Annotated in this window: 4 protein-coding genes; 2 read left to right on the top strand and 2 right to left on the bottom strand. The window is 39.5% G+C overall.

From position 1 onward, the window contains the following. Positions 1-125: 125 nt before the first annotated feature. Positions 126-836, bottom strand: a complete 711-nt coding sequence (locus ACFE90_RS36650) for a cadmium resistance transporter (RefSeq protein ID WP_375507150.1) — start codon at positions 834-836, stop codon at positions 126-128. 295 nt (positions 837-1,131) lie between these two features. On the opposite strand from ACFE90_RS36650, the gene ACFE90_RS36645 reads away from it, so the two are divergent. Together ACFE90_RS36645 and ACFE90_RS36640 are read left to right on the top strand one after the other, a co-directional pair. Further along, entirely contained in the window at positions 1,132-1,794 is a 663-nt protein-coding gene (locus ACFE90_RS36645) for a cadmium resistance transporter (RefSeq protein ID WP_375507149.1), read from the top strand. Between the two features lie 194 nt (positions 1,795-1,988). Continuing rightward, positions 1,989-3,029 carry a hypothetical protein gene (locus tag ACFE90_RS36640; protein WP_375507148.1) on the top strand — a complete coding sequence of 347 codons (1,041 nt, stop codon included), beginning with the start codon at positions 1,989-1,991 and terminating at the stop codon, positions 3,027-3,029. A gap of 43 nt (positions 3,030-3,072) precedes the next feature. Here ACFE90_RS36640 and ACFE90_RS36635 read toward each other — a convergent pair whose 3' ends face one another. Beyond that, a complete protein-coding gene (locus tag ACFE90_RS36635) occupies positions 3,073-3,870 on the bottom strand; it encodes a sulfite exporter TauE/SafE family protein (RefSeq protein WP_375507147.1) in 798 nt (265 codons plus the stop codon). Between the last annotated feature and the right edge of the window lie 555 nt (positions 3,871-4,425).

Below are 4,425 nucleotides of genomic sequence, written 5' to 3'. Positions count from 1 at the left end.
CCCGGTTGATGCACTAGCGTTTAGTGTACTCTATCTACCTGCAATCTGCTGTATTACCCAAGGAGCAATCCTTTTTCGTGAAACCGATTTTTTAGATTTTGATGAAAAATCTAAAATTGGTTTGATTATCTACTAGAATTTTCGCCAATTTCATCGGTGCTTTCATTCTTTTTCACCAAAATCATCAAACAGAAACAACTAGCAGCTAGCTTTATTAAGTTCAAAGCTCCGCTTTTTAATACAATAAAAGTGCCTAATCCTATAAGAACAAAAGGTACAATATTATTACCATAGCGAGTTAATACATCAGCTATTACTCTGTAGTTAATTAATTTATATGCCGCATAACACCATACTCCTAACAATAGAAAAAATAATCCGATAATTATCACAAAACTTTCTAAATTACTGCTAGCAAATAACGGCACATAGACACTAATATTGTCACTACCATTTGCAACTGTAATGGCTGCTACGCTGTACGTTTGAGGAGATAGGAAACTAGTAATGTTTGATGCCTCAGATTCTTCAGATGTAGCTACAACTTCCTCCAATGCATCTTCTTCTTTATTGACTAAGCTGCTGATACCTATAGCAATTGGTAGTAAACCAAGTAATCCAATCCAGCTTTTTGATAAAACTAACCCACCAAATAAACCAGAAAGGCTAAGGATTAACAAAACTGTAAAACCTAGAAACTGACCAGCAACTATATGCCTGCGGCGAAAGGTAGCATTTATTTGAGAAAAAAGCAACAATAGAATGACAATATCATCAATGTTAGTGGCAATGAACGCAATTGCCCCAGTAGTAATTGCAGTAACTAACTCGCTCATATTTTAAGATAAACATAGATATGCTTTTATCTTGCAGCAGGCTACCGCGTTCGCATTGGCAAAGCCTTTCGTAGAGAAACGTCCCAAACAGAAGAATACAAAGAAATTCAACAACACATACACACCTTAAATTATCTGTGTTTATCTGCAATGCCAAACACCAAATTTAAATTTTTGCAATAAATCTCGTAAATTGTTGAAATTCCTTGAATAATTACTTTGTCTATTTTAAAGCTTAGTTGTGCTAGAAGGTTAATTTGGTATGGTGATAAATCGTAGGTTCTAAAAATCCAGGATGAGTAAGCTAGGGACAGCCTTCAGTGAAGGGATAATTGCTTTCATCGCTACTAACATAGATGACATCATTATCTTGTTAATATTTTTTTCACAAGTAGATGTTAATTTTCGGCGACGGCATATCTTACTCGGTCAATATCTGGGTTTCACAGCCATTATCATCGCTAGCTTACCAGGATTTTTTGGTGGCTTAGTCGTACAGCGAGAATGGATAGGATTGCTAGGATTGCTACCAATAGCAATTGGAATTCAACAATTAGTATCCAGAAAAGAAGAAACTACAACAGTTCAGACAGTCAGTAGTGATTTTACGCAGTCTACACCTAGTAATCCTGTATTGTCTTTTATTTTGAGTATTTTACACCCCCAAACCCATAAAGTAGCGGCAGTAACGATCGCTAATGGTGGTGATAATATTAGTATATATATCCCTTTATTCGCTGGTCATGACCTTGCCAGCTTGGGAGTAATTCTAAGTATATTTTTTATCATGGTAGGGGTTTGGTGTGCGATCGCTTATTTTTTAAGCCGTCAACCTACCATTGCTAATATTTTAAGTCGCTACGGTAAAGCTGTCGTACCTTTTGTGTTGATTGGCTTGGGTCTGTTCATTATGTATGAGCGAGGTACATTCACTCTACTACCTTGGGTAAGAGGTTAATCAATGTTGAATTTTGAATGCTGGATTTGAGATTGAACGATGAAAACTCCAATCTGAAATCTGAAATTTGTCATAGAAATATCTACAAAATGGTTAATATTCGATCTTCCACGGAAAAGTTTTTGTTTAGCAATTCTTAACCTAGACGACGTTTAGAAGCAATATAATAATTTGACTTAATTAGAAGCTATGTAATGCAATACTCCCTTATACCTGCGATTGGGTGCAACTCTATCCATTTTCGCCCAAGTATCCAACCTTTTTTTTGTCTGATTTCAATGATCGCTCCGTTTTTGTGCTTTACCTCAGCACAAGCGCAGATAATTGGACAAGATATCACTTCAATAACTACTGATACTGCTTCGTTTCCTACTATATCTATTACCGACGTTGCAGGTGACAGTGAATTTGCAAGCAAGACTTTTACTCTCAACTTCGGGGGGCAAATTCAATCAATTACAGGATTAACCACCACAGAAGGCAGCACAACATTTAGATCCATCCCTGCTGTTGTGCAGATTCGCCGTAACCCTGCTACAGATGACAGAAAGCAGGCTTACTACCAAGGTAGTTTTGACTCTTCCTCTAATACCTTTAACTTTCTCAGTTTGGGTCCACTTCCAGAAAAAACGCTGTTTAGTATCAACAATATCTTGGCAGGCCCAGATAACGTTTTTACTAATACAGGTGCAAATTTAAGCGGCACACTTTACAACGGTAACGCTAGTATCGAGCGCGTTGACTTTGTACTTGTTAGACCTGTGAAGGCAAGTAATAAAATTCGCTTTACCGTCTTTGAGCGTGGATTACCTACTGGACACGATGGTTTCGGTATTGCGGCAATTACAAGTGTGGATAAACATGGAAATCCCACTTCCTACGGCCCCATTTACGTGGTCGCAGCTTCCACCTGGGGTAAAACACCATTACAAGATCCGATTCCACAATATTATTTCCTGAACAATGCTGCCAAAAATAATAGTGGAATTCCCACAAACCCTGCACTCACTATTCCACCGAACCAAGTTTTAGGAGGTCTTCTGATTCGCACCGACGAACTCGTGTCACATGGAAAAAAAGTCTACGGCTACTCGCTGTTTGCCCCTGATGTTACTTGCACTCCGAAAACACTGCTGAATGTCGCTAATTCTTGTTTTCCTACGAATACTGGAACGAACGGAGGAATAGATTTAGTTGCACCTAATCTGGGTGCCGTCTTTCTGGAGAGTGAGTGAGCAGCGAAAAACTTTTACAACCAAACTCTATTACCGAGTCTTGTCAAACCTGATGAACTAATTTCCAACTCACCATCATTAAGATAGTATAAATGATAAAACGTAGTGGGCGTTGCGGAGCTACTTGGCAGATTTTAGCGCCTACTAACACCCCTGGAACAGAGCCTAGCCATATAGGTACTACCAGACTCCAATCAACTGTTCCCAAGCTGAGGTGGCCGAGGGCAGTAAACAGTAGTAAAATTGCTGCGTGTGAAATATCTGTACCTACTAACTTCCGTGCATCAAGCCGGAAAAACCCAATCAGCACCAGGGCAAACATTGAACCTGATGAGACACTAGTTAAACCAACCAAACAGCCTAAAATTGCTCCCAAAGTGATTGTTACACAACGACCAAAGTTAGTTTCTAAGTCTAATTTTGGCAGTTCGGGTAAATTAAATTTGGGGAAAAAAGTTAATAGTAGCAATTGCACTAGTGCTAATACTGTGACTAGCAAAATCATCACACCAAGCAAACGGAGCAAGATGTTATCCAGGTTATACTCACCTGTACGTTTAAGAAAGTGCAAAATCCCCACGCCGAACAGTGAGCCTGGAACACTCCCGAATGCCAGCCATTTAACAACTATTGTGTCAAGGGTTTTCTGTTCCCAATGCTTGACGCTACCAACAATCTTCATCAATGTGGCAGCCACAACATCAGAACTCACAGCGATAGAAGGCGGAACCTGAAAAACAAAAATCAACATTGGGGTGATGAGAGAGGCTCCGCCAATTCCCGTCAAACCAACGATGATGCCAACAAAAAAGCTTAAGAACGGTAGTAATAAATATTCCATACTCTTCCGGGGTTTCAACAATCAGTTATGAGTTATCAAAGTCCTGTTGAGTCTCCCACTTCTATTAAGTGAGCAACATAGGGTTTAAATCTCCAAACAAAGCCTTAATAACTGTTCACTGACTTAACTACGAGCAGCTATAACTGAAAATCAGCTAAAGCTTCACTGCTAGAGAGCAGCAATTGTGCCAAACTATAGCCCAGTCGTAGACAGAGCTAGTGATGGCAAGTTATTGTGTTTCTCTAGGGATGAGTTACACAAAGGTTATCCAGCTAAAAGTTAGGGCAGAGGATTCCTGGACAACTTAAAACCTGTCTAGAAGTATTTTGGTAGCATGACAACTGGCATTTAGCTGAAACAGCCTGTGATAACTGCTTATGGGTCAGTTGATCTACTAAACTTAACTTCTAACTGGTTTGTCTGTGGTTTTACATGTAAAAGCCGGTAAGGCGATGCACTTACCGTATTTTACTTGTAAGCATGAGCAAACGTCCAGCGTATTCGCGTTGTATCTCGCTACATTATCTGGATAAAGAGGGAGTGGGGAGTGGGGAA

Origin of the sequence: uncultured Nostoc sp. (genome assembly GCF_964245445.1) — a bacterium.
GTDB lineage: Bacteria > Cyanobacteriota > Cyanobacteriia > Cyanobacteriales > Nostocaceae > Nostoc.
This window is presented reverse-complemented; position numbering and strand designations above follow the sequence as displayed.

Coding starts and splice junctions, on each gene's coding strand:
- ACFE90_RS36650 (WP_375507150.1), bottom strand. CDS start 836: ATGAGCGAGTTAGTTACTGCAATTACTACTGGGGCAATTGCGTTCATT.
- ACFE90_RS36645 (WP_375507149.1), top strand. CDS start 1,132: ATGAGTAAGCTAGGGACAGCCTTCAGTGAAGGGATAATTGCTTTCATC.
- ACFE90_RS36640 (WP_375507148.1), top strand. CDS start 1,989: ATGCAATACTCCCTTATACCTGCGATTGGGTGCAACTCTATCCATTTT.
- ACFE90_RS36635 (WP_375507147.1), bottom strand. CDS start 3,870: ATGGAATATTTATTACTACCGTTCTTAAGCTTTTTTGTTGGCATCATC.